Raw genomic sequence first — 15,601 nt, 5'->3', positions numbered from 1 at the left:
TTCAGCAAGAAGGATGTTTTTTGTACGTTTATACAGGAAGGAGACGCATCATGGAACGGCTTGGTCATCTGATTAGTGCGTATTTTCGAGGAGTGTTGGTCGTTTGGGGGCTTCTACTCGTCGTGCTTGGTTATTTTGCATATCAATTACCCGATCGTCTAGAAGGAAATGGATTTACACGTGACGGTGATTTTCAACGCGTCGAAACGGTGCTCGCTCAAGATTTTGGGCAGGATCCACATACGATCATCGTCCTATTTGAGAATCAAGAGAATCTACGACAAACGATGGTACAACATGTCGAGCGCTTCCGTGACATCAAAGGAGTCGGGAACGTCATTGGTCCCGTCGAAAATCCGCGAGCGATGCGGGACGATAAGGGATACGTGACAGTCGGTGTACCAACACTTGATGCGAAATGGGCAACAGCGGTCACACGTCAACTGGATGGTACCGGGACGATTCGGCTAACGGGTGAACCGGTCGTCGTTGATGATTTGAATACAGCGTCCAAAAATGACCTCATCCGAGCTGAGTTAATCGGAATTCCGGCAGCATTGATCGTCTTACTACTCGTTTTCGGTACACCCGTTGCCACCATCTTACCCTTGATCATGGGACTCGTCACTTTTGTTTTTGGTGCCGGTGTTCTTTACTTCGTTGCCGGACAACAAGAGTTATCGATCTTCGTCTTGAATGCGGTCGCAATGATTTCGCTGGCACTCGGCATTGATTTTTCGTTGTTATACGTTAATCGGTTCCGTGAAGAACGGCAGGACGGACAAGGGATTCGATCGGCAGCGATTCGTTCGGTCGAGACGGCAGGACGCTCGATTTTATTTTCCGGAATCTGTGTATTCGTCGGACTTGCCGGATTGTTGTTGATTGATGTTGATGTCTTCCGCGCTGTTGCAATCGGGACACTCGTTTCGGTACTCGGGGCGGTTGTCAGTGCGTTGACATTATTACCGGCACTATTAATCGTTTTCGGGAAGGTACTAGAAAAAGGACGACTTTTCCGGCAACAAGCAGGTCGTGGAGAAGATCGTTGGCGCCGCCTCGCACGTTTCGTCATGAAGCGCCCTGTCACAGTGACGATTCTATCTTTATTACTTCTTTTACCTTGTTTATTTCCGTTACGTGACTTGACGTTGAACATTCCGCAAGCAACTGCCCTGCCGGAATCCTATCCGTCGCGTCTGGCCTTTGAGTCGTGGGAAAAAACATTCGGGAACGATGGAACGGACGCCGTTCTCATCTTGTCTGCGGATGCTTCCTCAGAGGTGGGACGAGAAAAAATCGAAGATGTGACGATTCGACTCGAATCAGATTCAGAAGTGCGTTCCGTCGTGTCCGCCGCAACGATCGCGGAACAGCAACAGGTTCCGCTCGAGCAGTTACTCGCTGTTTCGGCTGGGCGCGATGCACTGAAGTCGTTTCTATCAGAGAACGATCAAGCACGGATCAACGTCAATTTAAAAGGAGATCCCGGCGATGCTACTTCGCAAGACTGGATACGAAAGGTGCAGGCGGACGGTTACCTTGTCGGGGGACCAGCAGCCTTTAATCAGGAAATTTATGATGCCATTGAATCGAAACTCCCGCTGGCTATCGGTGTCGTCGTCTTGGCGACATTCATCATTCTGCTAATCGCGTTCCGATCCATCTTGATTCCAATCAAAGCGATTCTGATGAATTTGCTCAGTTTAGGAGCAACGTTTGGATTACTCGTCGTCTTGTTCGAGTCCGGCGCAGTTCTTCCGCAGGAGACGATCGGCATTCTAACACCGGTCTTCATCTTCTCACTCGTCTTCGGCTTATCGATGGATTATGAAGTGTTCCTCGTCTCGCGAATGGAAGAATATTATGACGAGACGGGCGATAACGATCATGCGACCGAGATGGGACTGGCGAAGACGAGTAAAATCATTACGTCCGCTGCCTTGATCATGATCGTCGTCACCGGTGCGTTTGCCTTTACAGGTGTTAGTCCGATCAAACAACTTGGTGTCGGTATCGCGCTTGCAATTTTTATTGATGCTACGATTGTCCGGATGCTCCTTGTCCCCGCACTGATGAAGCTATTTGGTCACTGGAACTGGTGGTGGCCGGGAGGGCGTCGTAAAGCGATCCGCAAGTGACACATCGCGTAAGCACATCAGTAGCTATTCAGAGGAAGACGAGCGTATACTGTCGATATTCAATTCAAGAAATTAGAGGAGGCACTTCACTCATGGCAACTCAAGCAATGTTTGAACCATTTACACTACCAAACGGTGTGACGCTGAAAAACCGCGTCTTGATGGCACCGATGACGAACTATGCGGCACAAGAGAACGGCGAAGTATCGGATGCGGAACTCGCGTACTACGCAGAACGTTCAGGTGGCGTCAGCGCTGTCATTACAGCATGTGCGAACGTCACAGCAGACGGTCAAGGATTCCCGAATGAGTTTGGTGCGCATCGTGACGATCTCGTGCCGAGTCTGAAGCGACTCGCGAAAACGATTCAAGATAAAGGCGCAAAAGCGATCTTACAAATCTTCCACGCTGGTCGTATGGCACCACCAGAACTCGTCGGTGGGCAAACGGTCAGTGCAAGTGCTATTGCACCCGTGCGTGAAGGTGCGATGACACCACGTGCGTTAGAGGCAGAAGAAGTCGAAGCAATCATCGAAGCATTCGGTCAAGCGACACGTCGTGCGATGGAAGCTGGATTTGATGGTGTTGAGATTCACGGTGCAAACACGTACTTGATCCAACAGTTCTTCTCACCACACTCAAATCGTCGTGAAGATAAATGGGGCGGTAGCTTAGAAAAACGTCTCGCCTTCCCATTAGCTGTCGTGGATGCAGTCGAAGCTGTCGCTAAACAACATCCTTCGTTCATCGTCGGATACCGTTTCTCTCCAGAAGAAATTGAAAATCCAGGAATCACACTCGATGATACGATGCGCCTCGTCGATGAGCTGGCGAAAAAAGACCTCGATTACTTGCACGTTTCCGTGATGGACTTCTTCGCAGGTTCAATTCGTGATGAAAATGAAACGACATCACCTATTACACTCGTTCAAGAACGTGTTGGTGAACAAGTACCTATCATCGGTGTCGGATCGCTTCACACAGCGGACGAAGTCGAACAAGGTTTGGCTGTCGTTCCAATGATCGCTCTTGGTCGTGAACTGATCATGGAACCGAAATGGGTTGAGAAAGTCGAAGCGGGTGACCTTGCGTCAATCCGGACAGAACTTGATCCAGAAGCACAAGCAGAACTCGTCGTTCCAGATGCATTATGGGCAGGTATCACAAGCCGTCCAGGCTGGTTCCCGATCAAACAAGCAAGCAAATAATAGAACAGCATCAAAAAGCACTCTAGATTTCGTGTCTAGAGTGCTTTGAGACTGAAGGTAAAGTGCAATTTTTCTCTAACGAGAAGGATTGCGCTTTTTTGTTCGTCTCGCATCGTTTTCCTGGGACAAGCATCGCGCCGCTTCGCTTCGCTGCAGGGTCGCTCTTGCTTGTTTTTCCCTAGAAAGCGATGTCGAGTGAACAAAACGCTTCTCGAATCCTTCTTCTAGAAAAAATAACGCGCTTCACGCCACTCCTACAGGAAAAAGCGCATTGCGCTGTCAGAGACACACGAGACCCGTTTTCCTGCTCGAAGCGGGAAAACTGGCTTGTGTCTCGCCTGAGGAAAGGGCGTGAAAAGACGCGTCATTTTTTGGAGTCATCCCTGTTGTCTACAAACCTGAAAACACTCTAGATTTTGTGTCTAGAGTGTTTTTTTGTTTAATATGCAACCTGTCCCATCCGAACGCCGCAAAACGTATGCAATGTGACCGGATCCTGTAGGTTCGTTCGTTCCAACATATCGTTTAAGAGTAACGCACAGACGTAGGCATCTTCTTTCGCATCATGGTGCTGGAAAGAGACGTTGAGAAACTCTGCCATCGTATTCAATCGATGGTTCGGCAACCAAGGATACAATTTGCGGGATAATTTGACCGTGCAGCCGTAGGTGAAAGCGGGCATCTGGTACATATCGTATTTTTGAATCGCTTTTTGGAGTGCCCCCATATCAAATGATGCATTGTGAGCAACGATCAGTTGAGCGCCTGCAATCAAATCGTATAAGCCATGGGCTTCCATTGCTTCAGGTAACGTCGGCGCATCAAAGACATCGCTCGGACGAATTCCGTGGACCCGAATGTTTCCAGCATCGAAATTTTCTTCTGGATTGATTAAGACCTGTTTACTCTCCGTGACACGACCGTTCGAGAGAACGGACCAACCAAACGCACAAATGCTTCGGCTATTTCGGTTTGCCGTTTCAAAGTCAATTGCTAATGTATACATCCAGCAGGCTCCTTTCTGTCATTCACTAGTAACAGAATACATGTTCGTATTCTGGAAGTCCATCAAAAAAGACCATCTGCAAGGCAGACGATCTTAGATCCATTCCATTCACTTCGCGGTGGCGACTTTTTGTTCCTCTGCGACGTACTCTTCCGGTTTAAATAACAGAACGCGATCTTTATAGGCGAAAACAAGGGCCGTCAAAACAGCCATTGCATCAGCGATCGGAAAAGCGAACCAGACACCATTGACACCGAAGAACACTGGCAATATCAAGACGAGTGGAATCGTGTATAACGTTTGGCGTGACAAGGACAAGAATAAAGCGACTTTTGCTTTTGCAAGCGATTGGTACATTCCGTTGACAATCATTTGAATTCCGTAGACGAACGATAAGGCGAATAAGATACGCATCGCACTCGAGCCTTCCTGTAGAAGTGTCGCCTCTTCTGTGAACAAGCCGACCCAAAAACGAGGGAACAGTTGAATGAGTAACCACAAGCTGATCGATAACGATAAACCGTAGCGGATTGCCAACTTGATGGCGAGCGACATCCGGCTAAACTGCCGGGATCCGAAATTATACCCGACGATCGGTTGCATCCCTTGCACGATCCCCATGATCGGCATACCGACGAGCGCCATGAACTTATTGATGACTGCAAACGTTGCCAGTTCTGTCGTACCCCCGTACCGGACGAGCATATGATTGACAGTGATGAATAGAACGGATTGAGAGACTTGCATGATGAACGACGATGATCCAATTTGCATCATCCGGAACGTTAATCGGAAATCAGGTTTAAAAGCACTCCGATTGAGCGTCAAGCCAGTTTGTCGGCGTTTCGTAAAGAAGAATCGAAAAACAAGTACAGCACCAACGATTTGCGCAACGACTGTCCCGAGTGCAGCACCTTGGATGCCCCAATCAAGACCAAAGATGAACAGCGGTGTCAGGACGATATTGATCGCAACCGTCGTCAGCATGACGCGCATCTGATAGTTCGCGCGTCCTTCTGCGCGGAGCATCGCACTCGACGCCATCGTCAACATGAAGAAAGGAGATCCGATCAAGAGGACGCGTAAGAAAGCGATACTGTACGGCATGATCTCATCCGTCGCTCCAAAGAGACGTAGCAACGGTTCGACGAAGATGAAAGCACTGATGATAGCGAGCATACTGATGAAGAAAACAGCCATCAAGACGTTGGCATAAGCACGACTGGCACCATCTGTTTGTTTTTGACCGAGTCGTTGTGACGCAATTGCAGCACCACCGATCCCGATCGAGTTGGCGATTGCCATTAATACGAGCTGGACGGGGAAAGCGATTCCGACGGCGGCCACGGCAGCCGTACCGATTCCTTGAGCGACGAAAATCGTATCGACGATATTGTAGAGTGCCGTGACGAGCATCCCGACCATCGCTGGTAAAGAGAGACTAAGTAAAAGCTGATTGACAGGTGCTTCACCCAAACGGGCAGTGTTTTTATTCATGGAAGGAGGACCTCCTATTTTAGACAAGTGGTAAGTAGGGTTTTACTCAGAGTAGTCGCTTCTTTAACGAGATGCAAGAAATCACTCTAGTCAATGTGTTCGTTCTATGAAAAAAGGATGCGCATGAAGCGCATCCGATGAATCTCGATTTAAGATGGTGTAGGCAGGTAACCTTTCGAATATTCGAAAGCAATGAATAAAATAGCACCGAGCGCCAAATAAGCGAGGAGCGTGATCGTTTGTTGTTTTTTCGGCATCTGATGATACTGAACAGACTCTTCAGCAAGACGAAGTGGTTCAATTCGCTGATCGATCCGTCGCAATAAGGCATCGTAATCGTTGGCGGCATCATATTGATACCGTAACAGATCGTCTGCTTCCTGACGTGCCTCTTCCGGACTCGCTTGTCGCAAGTCTTGTAAATCGAGACGAAGTGACCAAGCGATCGGATCGTAGGTACTCTCGATTGTTTGTTCTTCCTCACCTTCTAGTTCTGGAGCAAGTGCGACTTCAGCGTCTGCACGTTCTTGCTCTGCCTTTGCCCGTAAAACGCGTTCACGTGCGGCACGGTACAACATTAAGGTCGACCGGTTCGCCTCATATTGTTTCGCGAACTTATACCTTTTCCAAACGGCACTGCCGCCTAAAAAGGCAATCAAGAGCAAAATCAGACTAAAGTGGGTGATACCGTAGGCAATCAAGGCAGCAAGTCCCGCGACCCAGACGATGATCGGAAGTCCCGCAAGAATCCGTCCGCCGTCAAGCGGACTGACGGGAAGTAGGTTGAAGAGATTCAATAGAGCCCCGAGGTGGAAGATGACGAGCCAGAAGTCATTTCCCGTCACAGCATATCCGATCGCAAGCGGAATCAGGGATACGAGACCAGCGAGTGGTCCACCGTACGCGAGAATCGCTTCTTGTTTTGGCGTTCGAAATGTATCCTTGATGCCGATGACGGCTCCCATGAACGGAACGAAAATGGCAGGACCGGTCTTAAAACCGAGTCGTTTAGCGGCGAGTAGATGTCCCATCTCATGAATGAATAGGAGATAGAGCAATCCGACCCCGAACCAAACACCGAATATTTGAGCGTAAAAGAGAAGAGAGATTCCGAACGAAATCAAAGTGCCTCCGAACTTTGAAAATTTCAATAAGGCAAGGATGACCTTTCCTTTCGTCAAGAGAAAGGCGCCGGCAACAGCAAGTCCACCCCAACGTTTTTTAGCCATCGTGAAATTCCTTCTTTCATCATGTGACGTTCTTCCTTAAGTGTACGACACAATTGTAGAAAAAGTTTCATTCAGACTGCTCGGGGATTAAATAGAAGCAGCTTCCATCTGGCTGACGCTCTTCACTACCGACCTTAAAATGATGTGTCGTCGCTAGAGCTGCAGCAATCGACAATCCGAGTCCACTTCCTGAACGATCGCGTGCTGCATCGAGTCGGTAAAACCGGTCGAATAACCGAGCGCGTTCTTCGTCCGTTAGAGACGTTCCCCGATCAAGGACAGCCAGACGTTCTTTGCGCAGGTACAATTCTGGTGAAGTAGCATACTTCAGGACATTATCGATATAGATCGTCAAGATACGTAACACCGCTTCGCGATTTGCCCGAATCGTTCCGGAGGCATCAACAGGAATGATCGTCCCTGTTGCGTGATACATCCGATCAGCGAGTTCGCTTCCAAGGTCTGCTAAGTCAATCACTTCGACAGATGTTTCCTCGTAACCGAGACGAGACAATTCGAGCATAGGCTCAATCAAGGTCGTCCGCATCGCATGTGTCTCCTGCAAGATGTGTTCGATCGATTCATCGAGTACGTCGGGCTTCGTTTTGCCCCAGCGTTTCAATAATTGAGTGTATCCCTCAATGACGGTCAAGGGTGTCTTCATTTCATGCGAGACATCCGCGACGAACTGCCGTTGTTGTTCCATCGTCTGATCGACACGACCAATCATCTGATTGAAGACGCGACCGAGGCGACCGATCTCATCATCACGTTTGGTCTGCACGGTCTCAAGCGTTCCAGAAGAGGAGATTCGTTGCATCGTATCATTTAGTTGCCTGAGCGGGCGGAGCGTCTGATAAGCAATCCAGAAGCTACTGATGAACGCGATCAGGATTCCAACGACTAACACGATGGTGAAGGTCAAAACGAGTGTCGAGACTGTATCATCGACGCTCTCATCTTCGAACAGATAGGCTTGATCCTGATAGACGATGCCGAACCAATCGCCAGACTTAAAAGGTTCCTTCGAGCGTGGGATACCGGGGAGGTCATTTGCTTGTACGTCTCCGTTAACAGTAGACGAGTCGTCGCCATCTTCATCGTTTGAGATGACCCAGCGTCCATTTTCGTTCGATAAGACGACAGCATCCTCATGAAGCGTCAGCAATGTCCGGACCGATGAATCATCTTCCATCAATTCCTCTGCCTGTTCCAGTTGGGTATAACGCGATTCAATTAAATGATTTTGGACGACGAGTGTCACGACGATGAACGAAAAGAATAACAAGAGTGTCGTAAAGGCGGTGACGGATAAAGCAAGCTTCGTTCGAAGCTTCATGGGATCGCCTCCCGTAGCACATAACCAACCCCACGAACGGTCTGAATCAAAGCTGGAGGGTGGGCATCGACTTTTTTGCGAAGATAACGGATGTAGACGTCGACGATGTTCGTCTCGCCGAAGTAATCGTACCCCCAGACGTGATTTAGGATTTGTTCGCGTGTCAGGACATGTTCCTTGTTTTCTAGTAAATATGTCAGAAGTTCGAACTCACGTGGTGTCAAATCGAGTCGCCCTTCATTGCGAAATGCTTCATGTCGATCAAGATTGAGTACAAGATCAGCGAACTGTAACGTGCGCGGTGCGTTACTAGTTGAAGTCGGAGTGCGTAATAACGCTCGGATCCGAGCAAGGAGTTCCTCCATCTCGAACGGTTTCGTCACATAATCATTCGCACCAAGATCGAGTCCCGCGACTTTATCGTACACTTCTCCACGTGCTGTTAGCATAATGACGGGGACGTGCATGCCTTTTCCACGGAGCCTGCGCAACACCTCGAAGCCGCTCAGCTCCGGCATCATCACGTCGAGTAAGACGAGATCAACCGAATGCTCAGCGGCAGCGAGACCATCTTTTCCGTTGGGGGCGACACGTGTCGCGTACCCGGCATATTGGAGTTCGAGTTCAAGGAGGCGCGCGATTTTCGCGTCGTCCTCAACGATTAAGATGGTGGTTGACATAAACATCCTCCTTTAATGATCATTCATCGATTTCTGTCACTTCGTCTGATGCGTTCAACTCAAGTTTGACGGAACCACCAACTCGGACGTCATCATCTTGTTCCATGTTTGATGTACGAGAGTACGATTTTTGCGCACCATTCTGTTCAATGACGATCTCTTGATTCGTTATTTTAGAGAGTGTACCGCGGACTTCTTGCTCCCGTGCATCGTCACGGTCTTCATCGCGTACATCATTACGATTTTCGTCATCCTCTTCCCGATCAAGCTCACGGACTTGACCATCTGCATTCAATTCGATTTTTACGATATCCCCAGATTTCGCAGCGTCACGTTCCGCACGATCCGCCATTGCGTAGATCGTCTCTTGTCCCTCTTGTTCGAGTGTCAATTCACTTTGTGATAGGGCACGAAGGATACCGTACCGTTCATTCGCATCGTCCGATGAATCATTTGAGCGATTGCCATCGTCCTCTCGGTCATTGCGATCATCTGGATCTTCTCGCTCAAGTTCCGTGATTTGCTGATTCGCATTCAGATCGATTTTGACCCAATCCTCTTTTTGCACGGCTTCACGTTCTACTGACGAAGCAAAGTCATACGTCTGAGCGTCACCGTTAACGTCGATCGTCATCGAACGATCTGATAGTTTCTGCAATGTGCCTTCGATTTCTTGATCGTCACGCATTGAAGCAGGAAGCTTTTGTTTGACTTGGCGCGAAGCAGCTTCGACTTTTTGCTCTGTCTGCTGTGAAGTGGTGACCGTCGAGTTGACGAGAGAGTGTCCTGGGCCTGTGAAGAGTAGGAACGCACCAGCTCCTGTTAAGACTGTACCCGTTACGGCAAGTGTAGCGATTCCTTTTTTGAAACGTTTATTTCCTTTATCTGTTCGTTTTTCAGTCATGATGATGTCCTCCTTTGAGTAGTGGCTGTTGTTCTTATACCTAGAATAACCAGACCACGTGAAAGGAAACTGAGGAACAGATTAGAATTTGATGAGAATTAGATCGTCTTGATGATCCGAGCTGGATTTCCACCAACGACGCTGTTTGCCGGTACATCCTTGACGACGACACTACCTGAGGCAATAACTGCATTATCTCCGATCGTCACACCGGGATTGATGACCGCGCGTCCACCGATCCAGACATTGTTCCCGATGACGACTGGTTTTCCTAATTCATAACCGCTATTGCGCTCGACAGGATCGAGTGGGTGGGTCGCGGTATAGATATGTACTCCTGGAGCAAGCATGCAGTTGTCGCCGATCGTAATCGGACAAATATCGAGCAAGACACAGTCATAGTTGGCATAAAAACGAGCCCCTAACGTAATGTTGTAGCCATAATCACATTTAAAGGTCGGTTCGATGTAAAAGTCGGCTTGCTCCGTCTGAAATAATTGTTGCAAAAGCATCTTTCGCTTGGCACGATCATGGACACTCAATTGATTAAACTCATAACAGAGCGATTGTGCCCGGATGCGGTCGGCCACGAGTTCCGGATCTTGTGCTAAATAGAGTTCCCCTTTAATCATCTTTTCTTTTTCAGTCATCTGATTCACTCCTTCATCGTTATTACTTTCATTAGACTAAATGGCACCGGGTGATGCAACTGATATCCCGTTAAGACACGCGAAAACAGGATAGCCGAAGCTACCCTGTCGAGATTCGATCCTTATGCTAACTCGATTCCACCTGTGACACCATAGATTTGCGCTGTGACATAGCTTGCAGCGTCTGAAGCAAGGAAGACATAGACATCAGACAGTTCGACCGGTTGACCACTTCGTTTCAGTGGTGTTTCCTGCCCGAACTCTGGAATGTTCTCGCTTGGCTGACCACCCGAGATTTGAAGCGGTGTCCAAATCGGACCAGGTGCGACGGAGTTGACACGGATTCCTTTTGGCGCGACTTGTTTAGCGAGTCCACGCGTGAAACCGTTGATGGCAAACTTCGTCGAAGCGTAATCCAAGAGATTCGCGCTTGGATTATATCCTTGGACAGATGTCGTCGTGATAATCGAAGCGCCTTCCTTTAAGAGTGGCAAGGCTGCCTTGACGACCCAGAAGAGGGAGAAGACGTTGATTTCGTATGTCTTGCGTAATTGCTCCGTCGAAAGGTCGAGAATGTTTTCGACAGCTTGTTGTTTACCCGCGACAAGTGCCAAAATGTCGAGTCCACCGAGTGATTCATGTGCTTCTTTGACGAGTTGTCCACAGAACGCTTCATCACTTAAATCACCAGGTAAGAGATATGCTTTTTGTCCCGCTGCTTCAACGAGTGCTTTGACCTCTTCAGCATCCTGTTGTTCTTCCGGTAAGTAGTTAAGGACGATATCAGCCCCTTCACGAGCGTAGGCGATTGCTGCTGCTCGGCCGATGCCGGAGTCGCCACCCGTAATCAGTGCTTTTTTGCCGATCAATTTGCCAGAACCTTTATAACTTTCTTCTCCACAATCGGGAACAGGTTCCATTTTTGCTTGAACCGCTGGGGCGTCCTGATATTGTTTTGGGAAATCGTCATTGAAGTATTTTGTTAACGGATTTTTCGATGCAGCCATGTAAACATTCCTCCTGAAAGTTGGTTTTGGTATAGGTTGTATGTTCCCTCAACAAGTCGGATTAAACGTTTTTGATGGTAGTAAATTTGGAAATTGATGGCTTACACTCGAGAAAGAGGAGTGTGAAGAAGATGATTGCTGGACTGTATGAAGCCCATTTACCGGTCAAAGAGCTCGAACGATCGATTGTCTTTTACGAAGAGTTAGGTCTTGAATGTGCGTTCCGAAATGAACGCGTCGCTTTCTTTTGGATCGAGCACGGTAAGAGTTGGTTGGGGCTATGGAAAGCAGGTCAAGCTGAGTTACCGTATCATCCGTCGATTCGCCATGTTGCGTTTCGGATGGAGCATGAAAATATCGACAAAGCACAGGACTGGTTAAAGGAGAGAGGGATTGAAGTTCGATCAGCCTTCGGTGTAGCAGGAGCAAATCAACCGCTCGTTCTCAATAATCATCCACATGCGCACGCAGCAATCTACTTCGAGGATCCAGATGGTAATTCACTCGAATTGATCGCACCGTTACGCTTTGATATGGAGACGATGAACGGAACGATGTCGTATCAGGACTGGCAGCATCTTTATCAGATTGAAACGGAAAAATGAAGAGGTGACTGTAACGTTCAGTCATTGATTACGCATTCAAATCGCAAACTGCATGACGTGTTCTTTTATAGAAAACGGTTCGAAATGAACAAAAAGTGCAATCTTTCTCCTCATAATAGAGAAAAATTGCACTTAATCTATCTTGCAATAAATTTAGACACGAGCTGATTGGCGCTCGCTCATTGCTTGTAGAGCTGCTTGGTTTAGTAAGTTCCACGGTTTGTTGTAGTGCGGTTGGAAGAAGAAATCGACGAAAGCGAGCTCTTCAAGTGTCATGTCATTTTGAATCGCGACAGAAAGTGTGTTCATTGCCTGTGTCAAATCAACTTTTGAGATGATTTGTGCACCGACGACACGATGTGTTGCCGTCTCGAAGACGAGCTTCAATTGGACGTCTTCTGCTGTTGGCATGAACTCTGGACGATACGCATCTGTAACTGTCGTGCTGCTCACTTCAAGTCCGAACAAGGGTGCCGCTTCTTCTGTCAAACCAGTCGACGCGATGTTCAAATCATATAAGCGAAGACCAGATGTGCCTTGTGTTCCTTGGTAACGAATCTTTGGCGCGAGTAAGTTTTTTCCGATGAGCGTACCCATCCGGACAGCATTCGTTGCGAGTGGAATATAGGCATGTGTCCGAGCTGGGTTGTAATAGACGGCACAGCTGTCACCAGCAGCAAAAATGTTCGGGTTGCTCGTCCGCATATAATCGTCAACGATGATGGCACCGTTCGGTAACATATCGACTTGTCCTTTTAAGAGTTCCGTGCTTGGGCGGAAACCGACACAGAGAATGACGAGATCCGTTTCAAATGTGCCTTTATCTGTAACGACGTGTGTGACAGCACCGTTTTCTCCTTTGAAGCTTTGGACGGTTTGTCCAAGTTCAAGACGAATGCCGCGATCTGTTAATTCGCGTTCAATGACGTCAGTGAACGAGCGGTCGAGGTATTTGTTGAGAATGCGATCTGCACTGTCGATGAACGTAACATCTTTTCCGTAGGCTTCAAACGCTTCGACGAGTTCAGCACCGATATAGCCTGCACCAACGACCGTGATCCGCTCTGCATCTGATGCTTTTTCGATGATTGTTTGAGCGTGGTGATAGTTTTTACAGAGCTCGATTTGATTCAACTCAATACCAGGAAGCATTGGAATGATTGGCCAAGATCCAGTCGTCATGATGAGTTTATCGTACGTATCGTGAACGACTTCACCAGTCATGAGGTTTTTCGCAACGATCGTTTGACGTTCACTATCGATTTCAAGTACATCATGTTTCAGACGCATATCGGCTCCGAGCTCAGCAAGTTCACTTGGTGACGAGTAAAATAGCGATTCCGCGTGCTTGACGACACCACCGACGTGAAGTGCGATCCCACAAGAGAGAAACGATACATTGTCATTCCGCTCATAAACGGTGATCTCGACATCTTGTTGTGAAGCGAGTTCTTTGACTGCTGCTGTTCCTGCGTGTGTACATCCGATGACTGCTACTTTCATGGGTAAAGTCTCCTTTGTGTTTTGTTTGTGATGTAAATCACATTCATTTGATATACTTAGTGTAATCCTTCACAAGTTCACTTTCAAGTAGTTTGTTCAACATTGAGCATAATCTTGTCTAAATTGTGAATGAGTGAGCAAAGGTGTTTGGATTATGTGAAGAATGCGTAAAACTGTTTTAGTTACTGAAATTCGGGTTATAATGAAAATAGATTTTTAATGAAGGGGTGGAAACCGATGGATACCGAGAGGACCAATCATCTATTCAGCTTACCTGATTTTTAGCAGTACCGGTCAAGACGAACAAGACGGTAATGGCTTATAAAAATCAGGGAGAGCGAAAATAGATGAATACCCAAACGGGACGTATAAAACCTCTCCCACGATGTAAATGGGAGAGGACAATAAAACATGAAACGAATCGCAACCATCTTAACCGGAACGCTGATCATGGCGTTCGGTTACTACACATTGAATGAACAGTTCGGATTAGCAGAAGGCGGCTTTATCGGATTATCGTTGCTTGGTCGATACTTTTTTGATATCAATCCTTCGATCTCGATGATCGTGCTCGATATTCCATTTTTCATCGGTGCCTTGTACTTCAAAGGCAAGCGTTTCGTCAGTGAAGCATTACTATCAGCAGGTGCGTTATCACTCTTTTATGAAATGTGGCACCGACTCGATTTGTTCCACTTTCCAGAACAGGCTTGGCCAGCGACGCTCATCGCAGCGATCGCTAGCGGAATCGTGACCGGGTATGGTCTCGGACTTGTTTTGAAAAGTGGAGCGGCAACAGGTGGAGACGATTTGCTATCGATGGGACTCAGCAAACTGACAGGTCTATCAATCGGGACGATTTTGTTCGGACTCGATGCCATCGTGTTAGTCATCTCACTCGTCTATCTGCCGCTCAGCTTAACGTTATATACGTTACTGGCCGTAGCGATTGCCGGTCGTGTCGTTGCTGTCATGACACGGGAGCCTATCATCGTACCAGCACCTGTCATAAAGAGAGTGACGCAGTAAAAACGGATGAATATCTAAAAAAATCATGTATCGGATTCGACATCGTCGAGTCCGATTTTTCAGGTTCATTAATTAGAAAATAAGTTCAAAGGAGAACGATTAGATGATTCGACAAGCAGATGCTTCTGAAGCACAACAGATTGCCCCGTTGATTGAGCAAGCGATTCATGAGATTGCTGAGACATTGACGGGAACGACAGAAAAAGAAGAGGTTCTAGAAAGGCTCGCTTATTTCGTTTCCCAAACCGGAAACCGGCTCAGTCATGAGAACATCCTCGTGAAAATCATCAAGGACGAAGTAGCGGGCATCGTGATCGCTTATGCCGGAACAGAGGCGAAACAACTCGACGAACCAATTAAAGAACAATTGAAACAGTGGACAGGTCAAGACGTCCAGATCGACGTCGAGACGGAAGGACCGGTCTATTACCTGGATACCTTATCAGTGGATGCGCGTCATGGTGGAAAAGGAATTGGTACGGAACTGTTGCAGGCAGCAGCGGAAGTAGGCGAGAAACAGGGACTACAAGCGTTTACGTTAAACGCTGATCAAACGAACGTTGGAGCGCAACGACTGTATCGCCGCCTTGGCTTTAAACCGGTCCGGACGATTGAAATTAGTGGCGGTACCTTTGATTATATGGAACGTCGTTACGATATACAGCAATGAAAAAACCATGTCGATCTCCACAGTGTCATTCGGGAATCGACATGGTTTTTATAGTCATGCCATCATGGCATCGTTAGTTGATACAAATCGCTTGCGCGTCTTCTGATTTGTATCGGGCATCACTCGTAAAGCG

The 15,601-nt window shown here is 47.8% G+C and carries 14 protein-coding genes; 5 read left to right on the top strand and 9 right to left on the bottom strand.

Annotated features, from left to right (window positions below):
- Positions 1 to 50 precede the first annotated feature (50 nt).
- Positions 51 to 2,141: an MMPL family transporter gene (locus B3S86_RS12940; protein WP_290753453.1), complete on the top strand. Its 2,091-nt coding sequence runs from the start codon at positions 51 to 53 to the stop codon at positions 2,139 to 2,141.
- A 92-nt stretch (positions 2,142 to 2,233) separates the two neighbouring features.
- Positions 2,234 to 3,349: an NADH-dependent flavin oxidoreductase gene (locus tag B3S86_RS12935; RefSeq protein WP_290753450.1), complete on the top strand. Its 1,116-nt coding sequence runs from the start codon at positions 2,234 to 2,236 to the stop codon at positions 3,347 to 3,349.
- Positions 3,350 to 3,788: 439 nt separating this feature from the next.
- Here B3S86_RS12935 and B3S86_RS12930 read toward each other — a convergent pair whose 3' ends face one another.
- The 8 genes from B3S86_RS12930 to B3S86_RS12895 all read right to left on the bottom strand — a co-directional run bounded on the left by B3S86_RS12930 (position 3,789) and on the right by B3S86_RS12895 (position 11,661).
- Positions 3,789 to 4,355 (bottom strand): 3'-5' exonuclease, encoded by a 567-nt coding sequence (locus B3S86_RS12930; RefSeq protein ID WP_290753447.1) that lies wholly within the window; start codon positions 4,353 to 4,355, stop codon positions 3,789 to 3,791.
- 108 nt (positions 4,356 to 4,463) lie between these two features.
- Positions 4,464 to 5,852 (bottom strand): MATE family efflux transporter, encoded by a 1,389-nt coding sequence (locus B3S86_RS12925; RefSeq protein ID WP_290753444.1) that lies wholly within the window; start codon positions 5,850 to 5,852, stop codon positions 4,464 to 4,466.
- 149 nt (positions 5,853 to 6,001) lie between these two features.
- Positions 6,002 to 7,081: a site-2 protease family protein gene (locus B3S86_RS12920; protein WP_035412136.1), complete on the bottom strand. Its 1,080-nt coding sequence runs from the start codon at positions 7,079 to 7,081 to the stop codon at positions 6,002 to 6,004.
- 67 nt (positions 7,082 to 7,148) lie between these two features.
- Positions 7,149 to 8,420, bottom strand: coding sequence for a HAMP domain-containing sensor histidine kinase (locus B3S86_RS12915; protein WP_290753440.1), 1,272 nt, complete (start codon positions 8,418 to 8,420; stop codon positions 7,149 to 7,151).
- Entirely contained in the window at positions 8,417 to 9,100 is a 684-nt protein-coding gene (locus B3S86_RS12910; RefSeq protein ID WP_290753437.1) for a response regulator transcription factor, read from the bottom strand. Before B3S86_RS12910 ends, B3S86_RS12915 begins: the two co-directional genes overlap by 4 nt.
- 19 nt (positions 9,101 to 9,119) lie before the next feature.
- A complete protein-coding gene (locus B3S86_RS12905; RefSeq protein ID WP_290753434.1) occupies positions 9,120 to 10,004 on the bottom strand; it encodes a hypothetical protein in 885 nt (294 codons plus the stop codon).
- 98 nt (positions 10,005 to 10,102) lie between these two features.
- Positions 10,103 to 10,654 carry a maltose acetyltransferase domain-containing protein gene (locus tag B3S86_RS12900; protein ID WP_035412148.1) on the bottom strand — a complete coding sequence of 184 codons (552 nt, stop codon included), beginning with the start codon at positions 10,652 to 10,654 and terminating at the stop codon, positions 10,103 to 10,105.
- Positions 10,655 to 10,776: 122 nt separating this feature from the next.
- Complete coding sequence (locus B3S86_RS12895) at positions 10,777 to 11,661, bottom strand: SDR family oxidoreductase (RefSeq protein WP_035412151.1); 885 nt, start codon at positions 11,659 to 11,661, stop codon at positions 10,777 to 10,779.
- A gap of 131 nt (positions 11,662 to 11,792) precedes the next feature.
- On the opposite strand from B3S86_RS12895, the gene B3S86_RS12890 reads away from it, so the two are divergent.
- Positions 11,793 to 12,266: a VOC family protein gene (locus B3S86_RS12890; protein WP_290753429.1), complete on the top strand. Its 474-nt coding sequence runs from the start codon at positions 11,793 to 11,795 to the stop codon at positions 12,264 to 12,266.
- A gap of 153 nt (positions 12,267 to 12,419) precedes the next feature.
- Here B3S86_RS12890 and B3S86_RS12885 read toward each other — a convergent pair whose 3' ends face one another.
- Complete coding sequence (locus B3S86_RS12885) at positions 12,420 to 13,769, bottom strand: FAD-dependent oxidoreductase (RefSeq protein WP_290753426.1); 1,350 nt, start codon at positions 13,767 to 13,769, stop codon at positions 12,420 to 12,422.
- A 411-nt stretch (positions 13,770 to 14,180) separates the two neighbouring features.
- On the opposite strand from B3S86_RS12885, the gene B3S86_RS12880 reads away from it, so the two are divergent.
- Both B3S86_RS12880 and B3S86_RS12875 read left to right on the top strand, forming a co-directional pair.
- Positions 14,181 to 14,798 carry a YitT family protein gene (locus B3S86_RS12880; protein ID WP_290753423.1) on the top strand — a complete coding sequence of 206 codons (618 nt, stop codon included), beginning with the start codon at positions 14,181 to 14,183 and terminating at the stop codon, positions 14,796 to 14,798.
- Positions 14,799 to 14,901: 103 nt separating this feature from the next.
- Positions 14,902 to 15,468: a GNAT family N-acetyltransferase gene (locus B3S86_RS12875; protein WP_290753420.1), complete on the top strand. Its 567-nt coding sequence runs from the start codon at positions 14,902 to 14,904 to the stop codon at positions 15,466 to 15,468.
- Positions 15,469 to 15,601: the final 133 nt, after the last annotated feature.

This window comes from Exiguobacterium sp. UBA3968 (genome assembly GCF_002385115.1).
Lineage (GTDB): Bacteria > Bacillota > Bacilli > Exiguobacteriales > Exiguobacteriaceae > Exiguobacterium_A.
This window is presented reverse-complemented; position numbering and strand designations above follow the sequence as displayed.

Bases quoted from the DNA above. Each gene is read 5' to 3' on its own strand.
- B3S86_RS12940 (WP_290753453.1), top strand. From the start codon at position 51: ATGGAACGGCTTGGTCATCTGATTAGTGCGTATTTTCGAGGAGTGTTG.
- B3S86_RS12930 (WP_290753447.1), bottom strand. From the start codon at position 4,355: ATGTATACATTAGCAATTGACTTTGAAACGGCAAACCGAAATAGCCGA.
- B3S86_RS12905 (WP_290753434.1), bottom strand. From the start codon at position 10,004: ATGACTGAAAAACGAACAGATAAAGGAAATAAACGTTTCAAAAAAGGA.
- B3S86_RS12925 (WP_290753444.1), bottom strand. From the start codon at position 5,852: ATGAATAAAAACACTGCCCGTTTGGGTGAAGCACCTGTCAATCAGCTT.
- B3S86_RS12915 (WP_290753440.1), bottom strand. From the start codon at position 8,420: ATGAAGCTTCGAACGAAGCTTGCTTTATCCGTCACCGCCTTTACGACA.
- B3S86_RS12885 (WP_290753426.1), bottom strand. From the start codon at position 13,769: ATGAAAGTAGCAGTCATCGGATGTACACACGCAGGAACAGCAGCAGTC.
- B3S86_RS12880 (WP_290753423.1), top strand. From the start codon at position 14,181: ATGAAACGAATCGCAACCATCTTAACCGGAACGCTGATCATGGCGTTC.
- B3S86_RS12910 (WP_290753437.1), bottom strand. From the start codon at position 9,100: ATGTCAACCACCATCTTAATCGTTGAGGACGACGCGAAAATCGCGCGC.
- B3S86_RS12935 (WP_290753450.1), top strand. From the start codon at position 2,234: ATGGCAACTCAAGCAATGTTTGAACCATTTACACTACCAAACGGTGTG.
- B3S86_RS12895 (WP_035412151.1), bottom strand. From the start codon at position 11,661: ATGGCTGCATCGAAAAATCCGTTAACAAAATACTTCAATGACGATTTC.
- B3S86_RS12920 (WP_035412136.1), bottom strand. From the start codon at position 7,081: ATGGCTAAAAAACGTTGGGGTGGACTTGCTGTTGCCGGCGCCTTTCTC.
- B3S86_RS12890 (WP_290753429.1), top strand. From the start codon at position 11,793: ATGATTGCTGGACTGTATGAAGCCCATTTACCGGTCAAAGAGCTCGAA.
- B3S86_RS12900 (WP_035412148.1), bottom strand. From the start codon at position 10,654: ATGACTGAAAAAGAAAAGATGATTAAAGGGGAACTCTATTTAGCACAA.
- B3S86_RS12875 (WP_290753420.1), top strand. From the start codon at position 14,902: ATGATTCGACAAGCAGATGCTTCTGAAGCACAACAGATTGCCCCGTTG.